Consider the following 268-nt stretch of genomic DNA (forward strand, 5'->3'; position numbering starts at 1 on the left):
AGTTCGAGCAGGCCGACATCACCGACCTGGAAGCGCTGCGCGTGGCGCTCAACAAGGAAAACGAGAAGGCCGGCATCAAGCTGACCATGCTCGCCTTCCTGATCAAGGCCAGTGCCGCGGCGCTGAAGAAGTTCCCCGAGTTCAACGCCTCGCTGGACGCCAGCGGCGAGAACCTGACGCTGAAGAAGTACTTCCACATCGGCTTCGCCGCCGACACGCCGAACGGCCTGGTCGTGCCGGTGATCCGCGACGTCGACAAGAAGGGCGT

Annotated in this window: 1 protein-coding gene; it reads left to right on the top strand. The window is 63.4% G+C overall.

What is annotated here, in order from left to right; translation table 11 throughout:
- Positions 1–268 (top strand): 2-oxo acid dehydrogenase subunit E2 (locus R0J87_RS20925; protein WP_498888667.1); only part of this gene is annotated, 268 nt, incomplete at both ends.

The organism is Halomonas sp. SIMBA_159 (genome assembly GCF_046536035.1).
GTDB lineage: Bacteria > Pseudomonadota > Gammaproteobacteria > Pseudomonadales > Halomonadaceae > Vreelandella > Vreelandella venusta_A.